Source organism: Mucilaginibacter sp. PAMB04168 (genome assembly GCF_039634365.2).
GTDB lineage: Bacteria > Bacteroidota > Bacteroidia > Sphingobacteriales > Sphingobacteriaceae > Mucilaginibacter.
Window position 1 is genome coordinate 108398 of record NZ_CP155079.2, and the last position, 15991, is coordinate 124388.

15 protein-coding genes and 1 tRNA gene are annotated in these 15991 nt (G+C 44.2%); 10 read left to right on the forward strand and 6 right to left on the reverse strand.

What is annotated here, in order from left to right:
* Nucleotides 1-4 precede the first annotated feature (4 nt).
* Nucleotides 5-1006 carry a type IX secretion system membrane protein PorP/SprF gene (locus tag ABDD94_RS00500; RefSeq protein ID WP_345954219.1) on the forward strand — a complete coding sequence of 334 codons (1002 nt, stop codon included), beginning with the start codon at nucleotides 5-7 and terminating at the stop codon, nucleotides 1004-1006.
* A gap of 123 nt (nucleotides 1007-1129) precedes the next feature.
* Here the strand turns inward: ABDD94_RS00500 and ABDD94_RS00505 are convergent, their stop codons facing one another.
* From ABDD94_RS00505 to ABDD94_RS00520, 4 genes are all read right to left on the reverse strand, one after another.
* The gene (locus tag ABDD94_RS00505) at nucleotides 1130-1705 is read right to left on the reverse strand and encodes a hypothetical protein (protein ID WP_345954220.1); all 576 of its coding nucleotides are present in this window, start codon (nucleotides 1703-1705) and stop codon (nucleotides 1130-1132) included.
* A complete protein-coding gene (locus tag ABDD94_RS00510; protein WP_345954221.1) occupies nucleotides 1702-2277 on the reverse strand; it encodes a hypothetical protein in 576 nt (191 codons plus the stop codon). The genes ABDD94_RS00505 and ABDD94_RS00510 overlap by 4 nt, the downstream gene beginning before the upstream one ends.
* Nucleotides 2278-2398: 121 nt before the next feature.
* On the reverse strand, nucleotides 2399-3133 hold the full coding sequence (locus ABDD94_RS00515; RefSeq protein ID WP_345954222.1) for a hypothetical protein: 735 nt from the start codon (nucleotides 3131-3133) through the stop codon (nucleotides 2399-2401).
* 157 nt (nucleotides 3134-3290) lie between these two features.
* The gene (locus tag ABDD94_RS00520; RefSeq protein WP_345954223.1) at nucleotides 3291-5438 is read right to left on the reverse strand and encodes a prolyl oligopeptidase family serine peptidase; all 2148 of its coding nucleotides are present in this window, start codon (nucleotides 5436-5438) and stop codon (nucleotides 3291-3293) included.
* A 483-nt stretch (nucleotides 5439-5921) separates the two neighbouring features.
* Here ABDD94_RS00520 and ABDD94_RS00525 point away from each other — a divergent pair, with 483 nt between their 5' ends.
* On the forward strand, nucleotides 5922-6722 hold the full coding sequence (locus tag ABDD94_RS00525) for a hypothetical protein (RefSeq protein ID WP_345954224.1): 801 nt from the start codon (nucleotides 5922-5924) through the stop codon (nucleotides 6720-6722).
* A 135-nt stretch (nucleotides 6723-6857) separates the two neighbouring features.
* Here the strand turns inward: ABDD94_RS00525 and der are convergent, their stop codons facing one another.
* Together der and era are read right to left on the reverse strand one after the other, a co-directional pair.
* A complete protein-coding gene (gene der, locus ABDD94_RS00530; RefSeq protein ID WP_345954225.1) occupies nucleotides 6858-8159 on the reverse strand; it encodes a ribosome biogenesis GTPase Der in 1302 nt (433 codons plus the stop codon).
* Nucleotides 8160-8250: 91 nt separating this feature from the next.
* Nucleotides 8251-9129, reverse strand: coding sequence for a GTPase Era (gene era / locus ABDD94_RS00535; RefSeq protein WP_345949749.1), 879 nt, complete (start codon nucleotides 9127-9129; stop codon nucleotides 8251-8253).
* A gap of 81 nt (nucleotides 9130-9210) precedes the next feature.
* Here era and ABDD94_RS00540 point away from each other — a divergent pair.
* The 8 genes from ABDD94_RS00540 (at nucleotide 9211) to ABDD94_RS00575 (ending at nucleotide 15955) form a co-directional block, all read left to right on the forward strand.
* A tRNA-Met gene (locus tag ABDD94_RS00540) sits at nucleotides 9211-9287 on the forward strand.
* A gap of 243 nt (nucleotides 9288-9530) precedes the next feature.
* Complete coding sequence (locus ABDD94_RS00545) at nucleotides 9531-9809, forward strand: hypothetical protein (RefSeq protein ID WP_345954226.1); 279 nt, start codon at nucleotides 9531-9533, stop codon at nucleotides 9807-9809.
* Nucleotides 9810-9826: 17 nt separating this feature from the next.
* Nucleotides 9827-10630 (forward strand): hypothetical protein, encoded by an 804-nt coding sequence (locus ABDD94_RS00550; RefSeq protein WP_345954227.1) that lies wholly within the window; start codon nucleotides 9827-9829, stop codon nucleotides 10628-10630.
* 4 nt (nucleotides 10631-10634) lie between these two features.
* A complete protein-coding gene (locus ABDD94_RS00555) occupies nucleotides 10635-11519 on the forward strand; it encodes a hypothetical protein (RefSeq protein ID WP_345954228.1) in 885 nt (294 codons plus the stop codon).
* Between the two features lie 107 nt (nucleotides 11520-11626).
* Nucleotides 11627-12052 (forward strand): prepilin-type N-terminal cleavage/methylation domain-containing protein, encoded by a 426-nt coding sequence (locus ABDD94_RS00560; RefSeq protein WP_345954229.1) that lies wholly within the window; start codon nucleotides 11627-11629, stop codon nucleotides 12050-12052.
* 4 nt (nucleotides 12053-12056) lie between these two features.
* Nucleotides 12057-12581: a hypothetical protein gene (locus tag ABDD94_RS00565; protein ID WP_345954230.1), complete on the forward strand. Its 525-nt coding sequence runs from the start codon at nucleotides 12057-12059 to the stop codon at nucleotides 12579-12581.
* The gene (locus ABDD94_RS00570; protein WP_345954231.1) at nucleotides 12572-14005 is read left to right on the forward strand and encodes a GspE/PulE family protein; all 1434 of its coding nucleotides are present in this window, start codon (nucleotides 12572-12574) and stop codon (nucleotides 14003-14005) included. Before ABDD94_RS00565 ends, ABDD94_RS00570 begins: the two co-directional genes overlap by 10 nt.
* Nucleotides 14006-14017: 12 nt before the next feature.
* Nucleotides 14018-15955: a hypothetical protein gene (locus ABDD94_RS00575; protein ID WP_345954232.1), complete on the forward strand. Its 1938-nt coding sequence runs from the start codon at nucleotides 14018-14020 to the stop codon at nucleotides 15953-15955.
* The last annotated feature ends 36 nt before the right edge of the window (nucleotides 15956-15991 follow it).

Sequence of the window (15991 nt, forward strand, 5' to 3'; positions counted from 1 at the left end):
ATACATGAAATTGAGAAGATATACTAGAAAAAAGGCGGGCTGGTTAACTTTTTTATGCATAAGCATTTGCTTTGCTGCACAGGCGCAGCAAGACGCGCAATTTAGCCAGTACACATTTAACGGTTTATACATTAACCCGGCCTACGCAGGCTATAAGCAGGATGTTTACGTGAATGCCTTTTACCGCTCACAATGGGCGGGTTTGCAAGGTGCCCCACAAACGTTCTCATTAGCGGCAGATGGAGCAGTAAACGACGCGAAAGTAGGGCTTGGCGTTCTGATTTCGCATGATCGGATTGGTGCGCAAAGTAATTTGGCTGTGTATGGCAATTATGCTTATCGCTTACAAATTGGGTATAACGAAAACAGCCGCCTGGCTTTTGGTATTGGCGCCGGGCTGGTTCAAAATGGTATAGATGGCTCGAAGCTTAATGCGGTTGATGAAGGGGATAGCTACATACCCACGGGCTTTCAAAGTAATTTAGTGCCCGATGCGCGGATTGGCGTTTTATACACTAATGATCATTTTTTTGTGGGTGCATCGGCAGATAATTTGCTTGCCCGTAAGCTGACGGGTACGCGCGATAAATTTGCTTTAGCGCCTGTACCGGTCCCGCATGTGTACTTTACGGCTGGGGCCTTGTTTGATATTAATGACCAAACCAAGTTTAAGCCCTCAATTTTATTAAAAGACGATATAGGCGGACCTACCAGTTTAGATGTAAATGCTTTTACCCTGTTGGGCGAACGGGTTTGGATTGGAGGCACTTACCGTACGGCAGTACCTCTATACAAAAAGCAGCATTTGCAAAACACGCTGCAAAAATCAAATGCCGTTGTTGGCATTATTGAAATATTTGCCACAGACAGGCTCCGCGTGGGTTACGCGTTCGATTACTCGTTAACCCCTCTGCGAAACTACAACTATGGCTCTCACGAAATATCTATCGGTATTTACCTGAAGCCCGGCAACCGGGAGACGGTGTTTAACAAATGTTATTTTTAGTAGACTAATTTAACGAGAATTAATCAAGCCATTTATTTCACGAGAAATGCATTTTTTATGCTTTGCTGTATATAGGCTCAACAAAAGCAGAAAATATAATATAAGTATCTATAAGTATTTTTTTCACAGTTCCACTTTGTCTTTAAGCATATAATAGGTGACCGTAGCGCTCGACGTCAGGTAACCGTAAGTTTTTATCCGGGGTATAACATTACCAATTATACGCATCAACTTACCTGCTTGGGCCGATTGGAATTCGTCTTCTAAATCCCTGAAGAAACCTAAATCATTATATTGATCATGTTTAATTGAAAATTCTGTAAAAAGTACTTTAGAGGTTTTATTGTCGACAAAAAAGCGCATACCAATGTACATACCAGGTTTAAACTTACTCTTCTTAATTTTTGACCTGCTTTTCATCATTACTCGGGCCACTGCATCAGCAACGGCAGATCTGTCAACACGCACATTCCTCGATTCCTGATCGAACAAAATCTGGTCTTCGTTCTTTATTTCCGGCAAATTAAAACTATGATCAAGCAGGTAAGCAGTTCCGCTGCTCAGGTATGTAGCATCATACTTAGTGTGTTTGGCTTTAATGACGTCTTTCTTGACTATCTTAGGTACTGGAACACCTTGTGGATATGCTGTATACAGGCTCAACAAAAGCAGAAAAGTTGATGTAAGTGTCTTTTTCACAGTTCTACTTTGTCTTTAAGCATGTCATACCTAATAGTGGTACCGGAAGTTAAATAGCCGTAAGCCTTGATGCGGGGTATAATATTACCAGTGATACGCATCAGTTTGCCGACTGGTTCGGATTTGAGCCCATCTTCCAATTCCTTAAAAAAGTGCAGGTCTGTATATTGGTCAACTTTAACGTAAAATTCAATAAATAGCAACCCAAAATTATTGCTATCGACAAAAAAACGCATGCCAATGTTCATGCCACGCTTAAATTCGCTTTTATTTATTTTTGACTTGTTTTGTGTAATTACCCGGGCTACTGCATCGGCTATTGCGTCTCTGTCTACACGTACGTTCCTGGACTCTTGATCGAATAGAATTTGATCCTCATTTTTTATTTTTGGTAGATTAAAATTGTGATTGATTAAATCTAGTCCTCCCATACTCCAATAGGTAACATCATATTTAGAATGGTTAGCTTTAATTACATCTTTCTTGATTACCTTAAGTTTAGGGACATTTTGTGAATACGCTGTATAAAGGTATAGCAAAAGTAGAAAAGACAACGTAAATGCTTGTTTCATTATTTTAAATTTTAACAGTTAGGTGTATAATGGTCGAACATGTATACTGCCGCCTCGGGCTTCACAAAGGGGGCTGTAATGATAGAAATTGCTTTGCGTACCTTGGTTTAAATTTTTCTATTTACTTCTCTACAAAGTAATAATAACTTTGCTGACCTGGAACTGCTAAATCAAGTTCTGATTGGGAAAGAATTGTGCCTTCTTGCGTTAGAGCATCAATATAAGCTATGTATTTCTGTCTAATTTCAGGATCTGTAAAAGTATTGCTTCCGTTTCCAGTTATTACGTCTTCACAAAAGCGATATTCAAACTCTAAATTACCGTTGGCTGTGGCGGCATATTGGGATGTGCCCCCCGTGTAAGTATAATCCTGAAAAGCATGAAAAAACTCCTCCTCTAAAGTGCCAAAATCGGCCAACCGCGAGTTACGGACATTGATGGACTTATCAAACGGGTTGTAGGCAGCGGATACATTGGTTGTCCAACCGGCACTGGTTGAGTCGGCACATATTTTGAACTGAATGCCGTTGCCGGTTAAATAACGGTATATAAGCTGGTTCATGCAGCCTTGATCATAAAACGAATTTACTGCCGTTTCAAGTTTACGGGTTTGCGTACTATCCAGGCAAGAGTTGCTTTTCATAAGTGCCTTGTGCAGGGCAATATTGCTAACCGGTGTTGTGCCGCCTTCGCCCGGAAGATAAGGATCGTTATCTAAGCAAATAAAGCCGATTACTTGCATATTTAATATTTCACCGGTTTCTACATCGTAGGTAAACTTCACAACTACATACAGATTTTCTTCTGTACAGCCCGAAAGTTTTTGTACCGAGTTGTTTTTGTACAGGTTGCTCATTAACTGTATTTTCAGACTCAATAATTCTTACAGCCGTAAACGCAAAACAATAATGTTAACAAATAATAAAGACGTTTAATAAGAATAGGTTGAAATTATAATAAAGATAAAATATTATTCAATGAAGGAATATAATCTATAAGAGGCATGTTTGGCATCATTTCTCTACATACCTTCCAAAAAACTCATAAATACGCAACATTTGGTCTATACGCTGTTTAATGTTGCCCGAGCGGGTAAGCTCGTGGGTAGCGCCGGGGTGTTGTACATATTCTACCGGGCGGTTTAATACTTTCAGGGCTTTGTACATCATTTCGCCCTGCACAATACCTGTGCGTAAATCTGTTTCGCCATGCAGTATCAAAAATGGCGTACTAATCCTGTTTACATACGTAAACGGCGATTCGCGGGCCAAAATAGGCTTTACCTGTTCATCCCACGGATAACCGCCAAAATACATAGGCACTAAGCGCCAGGCATTGCCTTCGCCAAAAAATGTATTTAAATCGTAAACGCCGCGCTGCGCTGAGGCCGCTGTAAAACGGTTGGTATGCCCTACCAGCCAGGCAGTCAAATACCCGGCGTATGAACCGCCGGTTACTACAGTTTTAGATGGATCAGCCCAGCCCTGGGCCAGCGTGCCGTCTAATGCGGCCAGTACATCTTCGCTTGGTCCGGCTCCCCAGTCCTGGTAATTACCTTTCAGAAAATTTATGCCATAGCCACCCGAGCCACGCGGGTTGGAATACACAATTCCGTAGCCCTGTGCACAAAAATACTGGTACTCGTGCCACATGCTGGCCTCACCCGGACCCCACATGGCGGTTGGTCCGCCGTGTATTTGCAACATTACGGGGTGCTTTTTGGCCGGATCAAAGTTGGTGGGCTTCATTATCCAGTACTCCACCTGCATGCCTTTGCTGTTCGTATAATATTTCTTTTCGGGGAAACTGAGCTTTTTATTTTTCACCCAGCCGTAATTAAACGAGGTAAGGCGTTTAGGTTGCTTGTTGGCTAAATCGCTGGTATAAATCTCGTACGGGTTGGCTACCTCGGTTTTAACATAAGCCAGCAGGTTTTTGCCTACGTCTAACGCACTCATGCCAGCATCAAACGTGCTTAACCGTTCAGGCTTAAGGGTTGCAATACTTACCCGGTAAATAGGTATGCCACCGTTTGATTGTGCCGTAAAGTACAGGTGCTTACTATCGGCCGACCAGGTGAAGTTGGAGGCGTTGCGATCAAGCGGAATGGTGATAGATTTTGCCGGCTCTTTAAAATCATGAATATAAATAGCCGGAATATTAATTTCCAGGCCCTTACTTACTGTATACACCATGTAGCGGCCGTTCGCCGATACAGCAGCATTAGCCAGCGAAAGCCCAGCCCGGCTTATTAGTTGAGTTAGGTTGCCATCCTTTAAGGAGATGCTGTAAATGGCCGATTGCATGACACGGTCGGGGTTGTTCACCGGGTCCATGGCTGACGTTAAAACAACCGACTGTCCATCGGGCATAAACTGGGCGTTACCGAAGCTGTAAAAGCCACTGGTTAGGGGTCTGGAAACAGCGCCGGCAACGGGTTGCGTAATAAAATAATGGGTAAAGCGGTAGTCGGGCTCGGTAGAGGCTTCGCCTTCAAAATTAAGCTTGTTAAATACTTTAACCACTTTACGGTCGGCTTCATCTTGGGCCAAATAACTGCGTATTGCTTCTATGTTGCCATTTGCATAAGGCTTTACATGGTTATACTTGGTGTACCGGTTAAAACCGGGCTTCTCGGTATTCCATGCCGGTACTTGCTTGCTGGCATTCAGAAGAGAATCTTTCAGTAACTCAGTAAGGCTTAAATTGCTGCTGTATAAGAGTTGCCTGCCTTTGGGCGCCCATTGCGGTGCAGATACGCCGTATTGGCTATTGGTAATTTGTACGGGCTTGCCTCCAAACGCGCCAACTACAAAAAGCTGTGGCTTGCCTTTTATCGAACTTATAAAGGCGATCCACTGGTCATCGGCAGACCATGCCGCCTGACTTGCTGCGCTATCGGTCAACAGGCGTGGGGCCGAACTATGATCGGTAGGGGCTACCCATACCTGCGTTTTGTAGGTGTAATCTTGAGGATTCTTTTTGTCGGGCACTATGGCGTTCACTGTAAAGGCCACTTTCTTACCGTCGTGTGAAAGGCTGAGGCCGCTTATCTGTTTGATGCGGGTAAGGTCGGTTACTTGAACCAGTTCGGCGCCCTGCTGGGCAAATGCGCAATACACTTGTGTGAACAAGAGGGCAAAAAGTAGGGCTTTCTTCATAAATGGAACTGTATGCAGCTAAATATAACATAAAGCCACCGCACAGAAAGTAATGTATCAGATACTTTTTTTAATTGAGTATTAAACCTTATACAGAGAACTGGCTCTAAAAAGTGCTTTTGAATAATGTGAGCCTTTGGGCCTATGCAAACAGCCTTAAAAACAAAATGCAGCTTGTAACAAAAACAAGCGGCCTTACGTCTGGTGTTCATATTGTATTTAAGCACTCAACCTAAACATACTAAAATTGTCACTTTATCTAAACCCTATATCACCTGTTAAGGCGCCGGCTAACACCGGCGCTCCAACAACCAGCATGCTGCCTCCCTGGATTATTTAAAATCTGCTGGTAATTTAAAGCTACCGACTTTGCATTTACTTGAGGTGTTGCTTATGCATAGCCATGAATGTGTATTGCCCTTTTAATGTCAAAGCCAACTTCATCAAAAAAATAAAAACCTTAAAACCACACAATTAGTCACAATGAAATCATTCACAATTTTCCATCGTTTCTTAACGCTTACACTGGCTTCGGCTGCTTTATTTACCACTTCATGTAAAAAAGATCCGGTGCAAAAGCCAGATGAACCTAATTCTAAACTTGTTAAATTAGAGCAATCGGCCAGTAATTATACCACGTTTGAGTACAATGCAAACGGCTCGCTCAATAGAATGAAAGCGGTAGAAGGCGGCATAGCCAAAGAAATCAGTTTGACCTATGCAAATAACAGGATAGCAAGCGCCGCATCGGCCAATAATGCCATGAAGTTTAATTACAATGCCGCCAACCAGCTTGATAAGGTGGATTTGCACGATGGTTCGCTGCAAACGCCGGCTGCCGGCCACATGGTGTTTGCCTATCAAAACAATGTTTTAAACAGCATAATCACTACTGCTTATTTTCCGGGTAATGCCGAACCCTTGCCCATTGTAAAACTGGCGTATGAATATTATGCCAACGGCGATATAAAAGTGCAGAAAGAATACATGTTTAATGTTATAACCGAAGAATTTGAGTTAGCAGAAATGCATACTTATGAGTATGATACTAAAACTAATCCGTTAGCAGCACTGGGCGAAATATACCAGGTATCGTTCGAAATACCATCTAAACACAACCCGGTGAAAGATACTCATACCGATAAAGAAGGAAATTTAGTTCAAACCACTACTTACATCTATACCTACAATAGCAATGGATACCCTGTACAAGCTGAAAAGAAAACTACAGCACCCGGCCAGGCTAACCCGACTGTTAGCCTCCTTAAATACACATACCAATAAAATTTGCTACTACATATTGGTAGCAAGCTAAATTTATTATATTAAAAACACAAAAGCCGCTTCTTGCTTAAAAGACGCGGCTTTTGTGTTTTATGAAAGTATCCTAACAGCAGATTATTTCTAATCTGCCATTGCTTATTTCTGTCTGAAAAATATTTGTACGGGTACGCCGCCAAAGTCGAAGTTTTCGCGCAGCTTGTTTTCAATAAAGCGGCGGTAAGGCTCTTTAATGTACTGCGGTAAATTACAAAAGAACGCAAACATAGGCGACGTGCCATTTATCTGCGTAGCATACTTTATTTTTACGTGCTTGCCTTTGATAGATGGTGGCGGGTAGCTTTCAATAATAGGTAGCATCACATCATTCAGTTTTGAGGTAGGAACTTTTTTGCTACGGTTATTATAAACCTCCTGGGCAGTTTCAAGTACTTTTAGTAAGCGCTGCTTTTCTAATACGGAGGTGAAAACAATAGGCACATCTGTAAAAGGCGCAATTTTTTCTTGTATTTGCTCTTCAAAAACTTTAACGGTTTTGTTGTTCTTTTCAATCAAATCCCATTTGTTTACCACTATTACGAGGCCTTTCTTGTTTTTCTCTGCAAGGTGAAAAATGTTGATATCCTGTGATTCTAGCCCCTCTACCGCATCTACCATCAGTATAACTACATCTGCCTCTTCCAACGCTTTTATGGTACGCATCACCGAGTAAAACTCAATGTTCTCCCTTACTTTGGTTTTTTTGCGCAGTCCGGCGGTGTCAATCAGCATAAACTCGTGACCATAGCGGTTGTAGTGAATGTGAATAGAATCGCGCGTGGTACCTGCAATAGGCGTAACAATATTACGCTCCTGACCAATTAAGGCATTAATGATAGAAGATTTACCTACGTTAGGACGACCTACAATGGCGTATTTGGGTAAGGTGTTTTCTTCTACCGGTTCTTCATCAAAGGTTTTAATAACCTCATCCAGCAGTTCACCAGTGCCAGATCCGGTCATGGATGAAATGTTGTAAATCTCACCCAAACCTAAAGCGTAAAACTCAGTGGCATCGCTTTGCTGCGAATTATTGTCTACCTTATTTACTACCACAAAAACAGGCTTTTTACCTTTGCGTAGTATAGATGCAATTTCATCGTCTAAATCGGTTATGCCGGTGGTTACATCAACCACAAATAAAATGGACGTGGCTTCTTCAATGGCAATAACAACCTGCTCACGTATGGCAGCTTCAAAAACGTCTTCAGAATTGGCCACGTAGCCGCCTGTATCAATTACGTTAAACGTGCGACCCACCCACTCGGCAATACCGTAATGGCGGTCGCGCGTAACGCCGCTAAAGTCATCTACAATGGCTTTGCGGCTTTCAGTTAATCTATTATATAAAGTGGATTTGCCTACATTAGGGCGGCCCACAATAGCTACTATATTACTCATATGTATGTTAAGATATGAGATGTGAGCTATGAGATGAAGAGGAACATACTATAACGTTCCAGTCTCGTATCACACAGCATACATCTAAATTTTAGTCTTCGTACCCAAATTGCTTCAGATAATTTTTCTTGCTGCGCCAATCGCTAATAACCTTTACAAACGTTTGCAGAAAAACTTTACGTTGAAAAAAGTCTTCCATACTACGGCGTGCATAAGTGCCAACAATTTTAAGCATTTCGCCGTTTTTACCAATCAGGATATTTTTTTGCGAGTCGCGCTCTACAATAATTTCAGCACTGATTTTGTATAACGTATCGCTTTCTTCAAACGCAGTGATGATTACCTCGGTACTATAGGGTATTTCCTTTTTATACTGTTTAAACACTTGCTCCCGTATCATTTCGGCAGCAAAGAAGCGGTCATTACGGTCGGTCAAAAAATCCTTCTCATAATAGGGCGGATGCTCAGGCAAGTTTTCTACTACAAAATCCATAACGCCGCGTATGTTATGGTCCATTAGCGCCGATATGGCAAAGATGGCTTTAGGGTTCAGTTTTTCCTGCCAGTAATCAACCTTGGCTTTTACCGTTTCGGCATCACTTTTATCAATTTTGTTAATAAGCACTACTACCGGTGCCTGCGAGTTTTGCAATTTCTCTAACACGTCACCTTCGTCATGTGCTTCGTTAATGTCAGTTACGAACAGTATCAGGTCAGCATCTACAATAGAGCCGGATACCTGGTGCATCATGCTTTCTTGCAATAAATAATGCGGCTTGATAACGCCCGGAGTATCCGAAAAAACGATTTGGTAATTGTCGGCATTAACAATACCCATAATGCGGTGACGTGTAGTTTGTGCTTTAGGTGTGATGATAGACATCTTTTCGCCTACAAACGCATTCATCAGGGTGGATTTACCTGCGTTAGGCTTACCAATAATGCTCACAAATCCGGCCCGGTGACTCATATAGAAAAAATATTTAAAATAAAATTTGGAGTACAAAGAAACGAATTATATCTTTGCAGTCCAATAAAAAAACAAACATAGTGCGGGATGGAGCAGTTGGTAGCTCGTCGGGCTCATAACCCGAAGGTCGTAGGTTCGAGTCCTGCTCCCGCTACCCAAATAAGTAAAAAGCCTCTTAGAGAAATCTGAGAGGCTTTTTTGTTTTGGAAACATATTGAATTTGGTGCGCTATTCGGTACACCGACAGAATTAGTTAATTGTTGTCATTCTTACTGTAAGTTAGCATTTGAAAAGCCAGCAGGCAGTTCGATCCACGATGAAATGGTTTGCTTATGGTTATATTAGTATACTTAAGTGTCTAATGCAGAAAACTGCTATATTGCATTCCTAATCCTTATCACATGAAAAAAATTCTACTGTGCCTGTACGCTATGATAGCTGCACTTCCCTCATTCGCGCAATGGGCAAATTCCGGAAACATAATTTATAATACTAACGCCGGTGGCGTGGGCGTGGGAACAACAAATCCCCTAGCTGGCTTGCATGTCTTTGGAGGTGGTCAGACCTTTATGGTTGGTGACCTCCAAAATTCAGTGATGCCAGCTTTCACTATTCATGGTGGACATGCCACAGGTTATGCTTACTGCAAGCTGGAGGTGCCGCAGCGCCGAAACTTGTAATTGACAAATATGGTACTGTGGACGGAAATCTCGACGAATTGATGATTTATTCGGTAAGATCCATGTTCAGCGGTAGCCTGGGATTAGGGACAAAGAATCCACAATCTAAACTTCACTTGGTTTCAGGAAGCTCTTCAGTTAATCCTACAAATGCTTTTAGCGGCGACTTGATCATTCAAGGAAACTCGGGCGGGAGAAGTTTTAATTCCGGTGCCTCAATTGAATTCGTTATTCCGGCCAATGCTGACGGAGAAACCCCTTGGGGACAAGCACGAATTATCACTGTTGCGGGAAATGGAAACAGCGGCGATGCAACTGGAAAGCTAATTCTTGGTACCCGAAGAATGTTCAATAAAGGGACAGGCACTGGTCAAGATTGGAACTACGGCGACGATTTGGTTGTTGATGGTTCAGGTAACGTCGGCGTCGGTACGACAATTCCAGATGCCAAACTCGCCGTCAAGGGGAGGATCCATGCAGAGGAGGTGAAGATCGATCTTTCCGTTCCAGCGCCGGATTATGTATTCGAAAAAAAGTATGCATTGTTGTCCCTGTCAGCGCTGGATAAATTCCTGAAATCAAATAAACACCTGCCCGGAGTTCCTGCAGCTAAGGTTATGGAAAGAGAAGGGTTTGATCTGGGCGTTATGAATATGAAACTTCTTCAAAAAGTGGAAGAACTGACCCTTTACCTTATCGAGAAGGACCGGCAATTGCAATCCGAGCAGAATACGAACCGGTTGCAAAAGCGCCAGATCCGTTCCCTAGCCGCAAGATTGCAAAACCTAGACTCCAAAATAAATAAACATTCTAAAAGGTAATAATATGCGTTTAAAACTATCGATTTTATGTCTGTTGATGTTGCCATTTATTGCCGAAGCGCAATACGGCAAGCAGGTGATCAGTGGTCCAAGCGACCCTGTCTATGTTTATCTGGGGACTTTGCCTCAAAGTGACGCTAATAACTATTCTAAAATTAAGGTAGACATTTTTGGAGGTGCTTGGGAATCATTTGCATCAGGTGAAACAACCTTCTTCATCGCTAATCGTAATGAGCTAATCATTAAGCAAGTCACCCAAGGCAGTATGAATGCTGGACGTTATAGCTTAAAAGGGTATACAAATGCAAACAATGGCATGGATTTCTATTTGCAAACCAACAGTTGGACGGCAATTGCAGTTAAGTCCTGCGTTATCGGCAACAACCCAACGCAATTGGTTGAAAATACGGTATCAGCTAATCTACCATCAGGACTGACAGAAATTACGCCGCTGAATATCCAGCCTGTTTTTATTACCGATCATGATGGCAACATCGGTATCAATACGGCTACCCCTGACAATCAGTTTAAACTTTCTGTTAATGGCAAGCTACGTGCAAAGGAAATCAAAGTAGAGACGGGATGGGCAGATTACGTATTTCTACCGGGATATCGCCTGAGGTCACTCCAGGAAGTGGGAGATCATATCAAGGCCAATGGGCACCTGCCAGAGGTGCCTTCTGCTGCAGAGGTTGCTAAGAATGGGATACAAGTCGGAGAAACCAACGCCTTGCTGCTTAAAAAGATCGAAGAGCTTACTTTATACCTGATCGACCAGAATAAGCAACTCCTCGAACAGAAAGCCCGCAGTATCCGCCAGGAAAAAGCCCTAAAGCGGCAGCAAGCCGAATTAAGTGATCTGCGAAAAAAGTTATCATGCAAAACATAAATTAAATGGTAGATAAAAGGCAGTGAAAATCGCCATAAATGTGTGTGTAAATTTTACTTGACGGCATTGTAAATTAATCTTAAGTTAGAGAATTGCTTTATCACATAATGAAACCTAAAGAACCGCTACTCCAAAAACGCCTGGACGCGTATACACTCACTGAAATTCTCGTGGTGCTAGTGATCATCGGGATCATTGTCCTGATCGCTTTACCTAACCTGCTACCGCTGATCACTAAGGCGAAAAGTACGGAAGCCAAACTCCAATTGGAGCACGTGCATACGATGGAGAAAAATCATTTCTATGAATTTTCCAAGTACAGTACAGATCTGACTGAGATTGGCTTTATCCAGGAGAAGCTGACGACAGAGGCAAAGGATGGCCGGGCCAACTACCGCATCGAAATTACCAGCGCTACCAATACCGGCTTTACCGCCAAAGCGTCTGCAGTAGTGGATTTCAACGGCAACGGTACGTTTAACGTATGGGAAATCAATCAGAATAAAACACTCAGGGAAGTTACACCGGATTAATTTGTTGCTAGTTCAATTATTCACGCTGTCGGTGTTGCTGGTGATCGGGTGGGAGGATCTGCGCAGCCGTTCGGTGCACTGGTTCTGGTTTCCGGTACTGGCCGTTGCCTTCATGGCTATCCGCTTGATACAGGGAGATACTTGGCCGGCCATCGGGCTGTCGGGGGCCCTTTCCATCAGCTTTCTGCTTATTCAATTGCTGCTGGTTTCCTTGTACTTTTCGCTCAAAGCCCGGCAATGGGTGAATATCACAGCAGGGTTGCTGGGCTGGGGTGACGTGCTGCTTTTGTTCTGCCTGGCACTCTATCTCCCGCTTTTGAATTTCATCGCTTTTTATGTAGCCAGCCTGGTGCTGATATTATTAGGCTGGATCGTATGGCGGCGCAGACCGGCTGGCGAGAAAACGATTCCCCTGGCAGGATTACAAGCACTGCTGTTTGCAGCCGTTTTGATTACCGGCGGGCTTTACCCGGACTTTGCCCTCACCAATGAAACTGTTTTACTGAGCTGGATGACCACATGGATGTAACCGAAGATATTCTTTTATCACCTGACCAGGTACACTTGCTAACCAAGGAGCAAGCCTGGCATTATCGTATATTGCCGCTGGGGCAGGTGGGTAACCGGTTACGCCTGTATTATGACCAATCCGTTTCGCCAGCGCAGCTTGCCGAGGAGATGGAGATCCTGACCGGCTACGAAATTGTGCTGGAGCCTTTGCCGTCAACTCAGATTGCGCGCCTGTTGTCCAAATATTATATCAAGGACAACGCCGTTCAGGGCAACGTGCAGTTGCAGGGCGCTACTAATGCTGATGATTTTTTACAACGTTTAATCGCTGAGGCGAAAGGCCTGCACAGCAGTGATATTCATATCGAAAGCTATGAGCATAAATGCAGGGTACGCATTCGCATTGATGGTATGATGGTGGAGCGCTACCTGTTGAAGCGGGAAGATTACCCGGCGCTCATTAATAAAATCAAGATCTTATCGAATCTAGATATAGCCGAAAAGCGCCTGCCCCAGGATGGCCGGATCAACTTCAAGGTTCAGGAACAACAGTTTGATATCCGGGTTTCGGTGCTGCCTACACTGCATGGCGAAAAAGTTGTGCTTCGCTTGCTAAATAACGACGCGACGGACATTGACCTGTATAAATTAGGTTTTTCTGAGTTCGACCTGAATAATTATCTGCAGGGCGTCAGGCGGCCGAACGGCATCCTGCTGATCAGCGGACCTACCGGCTCCGGGAAAACAACCACACTGTATGCAACGCTCAAGCTGCTTAACAAAGAGACCCGGAATATATTGACCATTGAAGACCCGGTGGAATACACGCTGGAAGGTATTAACCAGGTGCAGCTCAAAGAATCCATTGGCTTAGGTTTTGCCTCGGCCATGCGGACGTTTCTGCGGCAGGACCCAGATGTGATTATGGTAGGGGAAATTCGGGATCCGGAAACAGCTAATATGGCTATACGAGCGGCCCTGACCGGGCACCTGGTGCTATCGACCATCCATACGAATTCCGCCTGGGGTACGGTATCGCGTTTAATGGATATGGGCATTCCGCCATTTCTGGTGGCCAGTACGCTCAATACCACCGCCGCACAGCGGCTGGTTCGTTTACTTTGTCCGCATTGTAAGCAAAGCGCAGCGTTTGAGAGCAAGTTATACCCGCGGCAATTTAAGCCATTCGGGACAGTCGAGATGCATTATACACCGGAAGGCTGTGAACAGTGCTACTATACCGGGTATAAGGGGCGCAAAGCTGTTTATGAAGTTATTCCGCTGGATCAGGAACTAGCACTGGAAATTAAGAGCGGAAACATGTATATTCAAAGCCATTTGCAGGAGCGCGGCGTGCGAACGCTTGCGGAGAATGCCTTTGCCCTGTTCAGCGAAGGGCTCACCTCACTGGAAGAAATTTATCCCTTATTATTGAACTATTGACCTAAGCCCACTATGGCAAAAAGATATTCGCTGTTATTACTGTTCCTGGCCTTTCTGCTAGCTGTGCCATTTGGTGTCCTGGCGCAGACCGGGGACCGCATTCAGGTACTGGAGCAGAGGCTGGAGAACCTGTCGGCCATTGTTCCGGGCCTAAAGGATCAGGTACAACTTTCCATTTTAGGCGCTTCGCTGCAGGACTTTTTGACGGCCCTGAGCAAGTCCAATGGCCTTAGTATCAGTGTCGATCCAAAACTAAACTACCGGGTCAACAACAATTTCAATAATGTGACCGCTCAGAACATATTGGTTTTTCTAGCCAGGCAGTATAACCTGGAAATCACGCCGGTGGGTTCTATTTTGCAGGTGAGTGCTTACCAAGATCCCGCTTTGCTGAGAGGCCCTACTACCAAAGAGATTGTGGCGCGATATAACCAGCTAACCGGTCAGCTTAGCCTGGAATTGAACAATGATACCTTAACTGCGGTGGCCCGTAAGATCACCCAGGTGTCCGGCAAGAATGTAGTGGCGCCCGTGGCACTGCAAAGTAAGCAGGTCTCGGGTTTTATCAGTAATGCGCCTTTTGCCGAGGCGCTGGAAAAACTGGCCTATGCCAACGAATTAAAGTTACAACGTACCAACGATAATTTTTATCTGTTTGAACCACTGGAAGACGGTGAGCAGCTGTACGTGAACGGGGATAAGAATACAGCCGTTCGTCGCGCCTTCAAACCTGCGGGTGCCAATACAGCGAGTCAGGCCGGTTTAAATGTTCGCACGGCAGCTGGCGGTCAAAAGCTAATCTCGGCCGATGCCAGCGGCGCATCTGTGTTGGACATGGTTAAGTCGGCTTCACTGCAAACGGGTAAAAGCTACTTTTTGTATTCCGATCTGAAAGGGACGATCAGTATGCATGTGACCGATGTAACCTATGAGAACTTTTTGTCGGCACTTTTTAAGGGAACAGAGTACACCTTCAGCCTGGATAAAGGCATTTACCTGATCGGCGAACGTAAACTGGAAGGGTTGCGCACCAACAAAGTTATTCAATTGCAGAACCGCTCGATAGACACGGTACTGGCGATGATCCCTACGGAATGGAAAAGAGGGGTTGAGATCAAGGAGTTCCGGGAACAGAATACTTTATTATTATCAGGCTCACGCCCGCAGATTGCCGAGATCGAGTCGCTGGTCAAGCAGATCGACTTATTGGTGCCCATGGTATTGATCGAAGTGACGCTACTAGACATCCGTAAGAACCGGACGACCTCGACTGGTATCAAGGCTGGCATATCTGACAGTATAAAAACGGGAGGAACGGTGCTACCTGGCATCGACTATACCTTCGGCTCACGATCCATCAATGACTTTTTGAACAAGGTAGGTAAGATTACCTCAACCAACCTGGGCCATGTGACGCCTAACTTTTATGCAACACTAACGGCCCTTGAAACGAGCGACAACGTAGAGGTGCGTTCTGTACCCAAACTGTCGACACTGAATGGTCACCCCGCAGTATTCAGTATCGGGCAAAAGCGCTACTATGAAATCAGGACACAGAATGTTATTCCCTCACTGTCAAATCCGACCAATATCTTTACTAACCAATTTAAGGAAGTAGAAGCCAACCTGGCCATTGGGGTTACCCCAATCGTCTCAGGCGATGACCAGGTAACCCTTAAAATCAAAGTGGATATATCAGACTTTATCGGCATACCACCCAATAATGCACCGCCACCGACTTCGAACAGTAAGTTCGAGTCCATTCTTAGGGTGCACAACGATGACATGATCGTGTTGGGTGGTATTGAACGCAATGAAAGCAGTGAAAACGGCTCAGGTATTCCGTTGCTTTCCCGCATTCCTGTACTCAAATGGTTATTCAGCAGCCGGACGAAGACAAAAGGCAAAGTGGTAACGGTGGTCTTTATTAAACCTACGATTATCCGGTAAACAATGCAGTTACTCAAGCCATTTTTCCGGGTAAGC